3 protein-coding genes are annotated in these 2,244 nt (G+C 76.6%); 1 reads left to right on the forward strand and 2 read right to left on the reverse strand.

Annotated features, from left to right (window positions below):
• Nucleotides 1–412 (forward strand): polysaccharide pyruvyl transferase family protein (locus ABZ914_RS50400; protein WP_500201678.1); only part of this gene is annotated, 412 nt, incomplete at its 5' end.
• Nucleotides 413–431: 19 nt separating this feature from the next.
• Here ABZ914_RS50400 and ABZ914_RS50405 read toward each other — a convergent pair.
• Both ABZ914_RS50405 and ABZ914_RS50410 read right to left on the reverse strand, forming a co-directional pair.
• Nucleotides 432–1,388: an NAD-dependent epimerase/dehydratase family protein gene (locus tag ABZ914_RS50405; protein WP_500201679.1), complete on the reverse strand. Its 957-nt coding sequence runs from the start codon at nucleotides 1,386–1,388 to the stop codon at nucleotides 432–434.
• Between the two features lie 10 nt (nucleotides 1,389–1,398).
• Nucleotides 1,399–2,244 (reverse strand): glycosyltransferase family 9 protein (locus ABZ914_RS50410; protein WP_500201680.1); only part of this gene is annotated, 846 nt, incomplete at its 5' end.

Here is a 2,244-nt window from a genome sequence, read left to right on the forward strand (position 1 = left end):
CACGGGCTGGCTCGCCGGCCGCGCGTGCGCGCGGCTGCCCCTCGACACCCGGCTCGACCCGCGCGACTGGCGGCTGTTCTCGACGGCCGCCGAGCTGGAGTCCGCGCTGCGCCGCCTCGACGTGGTCGTCACGTCGCGGCTGCACGGGCTCGTCCTCGCGCTGAAGAACGGCGTCCCCGCCCTGGCCGTCGACCCGGTGGCCGGCGGCGCGAAGGTCACCGCGCAGGCCCGCGCCTGGTCGTGGCCCGCGGTCGTCACCACGGGCGAACACGACGCGCCGCCGCTGCTGGACCCGGCGGAACTCGACCGGTGGTGGCGCTGGTGCCTGGCGCCCGGGGGCGCGGGCCGCACGCCCGCCCGGCCCCCGTCCGCCGGCCTCCTCACCGACCTCCTGGCCGCCCTCCGGGCCTAGCCCGTGGCGCCGACCGCGGCTAGGCGGGACGGGCGACGAGCAGCTCGCGGGAGAACCACTCGATGGTGGAGACCAGCCCCTCCTCGATGCCGAACCGCGGGCGCCAGCCGAGCACCTCCTCGGCGAGCGAGGTGTCCGGCCGCCGCACCTTCGGGTCGTCCTGCGGCCGGTCGACGAACCGGATCCGCGACCGCGACCCGGTCAGCTCGACGACCAGCCCGGCGAGGTCGGCCATCGAGATCTCGTACGGGCTGCCGATGTTGACCGGCCCCGGATGGTCCGACATCGCGAGCGCGATGAGGCCCCGGACGGTGTCGCAGACGTGGCAGATCGACCGGGTCTGCGAGCCGTCCCCGGTGACGGTGAGGTCCTCGCCGGTCAGCGCCTGCCGCAGGAACGTCGGGATCGCGCGGCCGTCGTCGGGGCGCATCCGCGGCCCGTAGCTGTTGAAGATCCGCACGATCCCGGCGTCCAGCCCCCGGGAGTGCCGGAACGCCGACGTCAGCGCCTCCCCGAACCGCTTGGCCTCGTCGTAGACGCTGCGCGGGCCGACCGGGTTGACGTTGCCCCAGTACGTCTCGGGCTGCGGGTGCACCAGCGGGTCCCCGTACACCTCGGACGTGGACGCCAGCACGAACCGGGCGCCCTTGCTCTCCGCGAGTTCGAGCGCGTTCCGGGTGCCCTGGCTGCCGACCTCCAGCGTCTGGATCGGATACCGCATGTAGTCCGCGGGGGACGCCGACGACGCCAGGTGGAACACGTAGCCGACGTCGCCGGGCACGTGCACCGGCTCGGTGAGGTCGCGCCTCAGGAACCGGAAGTCCCGCCGGTCGGCGAGGTGCGCGATGTTGCGGGACGTGCCGGTCAGCAGGTTGTCCAGGCAGACGACCGAGATGTCCTGGGCCAGCAGCGCCTCGCACAGGTGCGAGCCGAGAAAGCCGGACCCTCCGGTGACGACGGCGCGGGCATGCCTCATCGGTTTCCTCCTAAGCGTGTAGCGTGAGCGCCTTCCCGGCGGCCTCGACGGCCTCGTCCGCGGAGATCTCCAGTAGGCCGGGGTGGGGTTCGCCGCCGTGCGGGTCGCCGGACCGCCCCGCCCACAGCACCCGGTGCTCGGCCCGGTCGGGCGGCCCCCACCGGTCGGGCGGCGTCGGCCCGAACAGCAGCACCGACGGTGTGCGGAAGGCGGTCGCGAGGTGCGCGACGCCGGTGTCGCCGCACACCACCAGCCGGGCGCCCGCGACGAGCGCGGCCAGCTGCGGCAGATGGGTGCGGCCGGCGAGGTCGTCGCGGAGGTCGAGCCGCGCGAGCTCCATGACGCGGTGCGCGAGCGGCCCCTCGCCGGGGCCGCCGGTGACGACGACCCGCTCGCCGCCGGCGCGCAGCGCCGCCGCGACCGCGGCGAACCGCTCGGCCGGCCATCGCCGCGCCGCGAACGCGGCCCCCGGATGGACGACGACGGCGCCGGGGGCGGGCGAGGGGACCGCCGGCGGCGCCAGGTCCAGGTCGTCGGGATCGGCGTCGAACCCGTAGGCGCGCACCAGCCGGCACCAGCGCGCCACCTCGTGCTCGCCCGGATCCCAGTCGGGCCCGTCGGTGTGCAGCGCGCCCGCGGACGCGAACGCCAGCAGCCGGGCGGGCCCGAGCGCCGCCAGCCGCCGGTGGCTCTGCGGGCCCCGGCCGTGCAGGTTGACGGCCGTACCCACCGGCTCGGCGGGCGGCAGTGGTCCGAGCCCGGAGTCCGCCGGCAGGACGTCGTCGACCGCGCCCGTGGCGAGCGCCAGCGGCGCCAGCGCGGGCGGCGCGGCGAGCGTGATCCGCGCGCCGGGCAT

This window comes from Spirillospora sp. NPDC046719, assembly GCF_040645715.1.
In the GTDB taxonomy this organism is placed as follows: Bacteria; Actinomycetota; Actinomycetes; order Streptosporangiales; family Streptosporangiaceae; genus Spirillospora.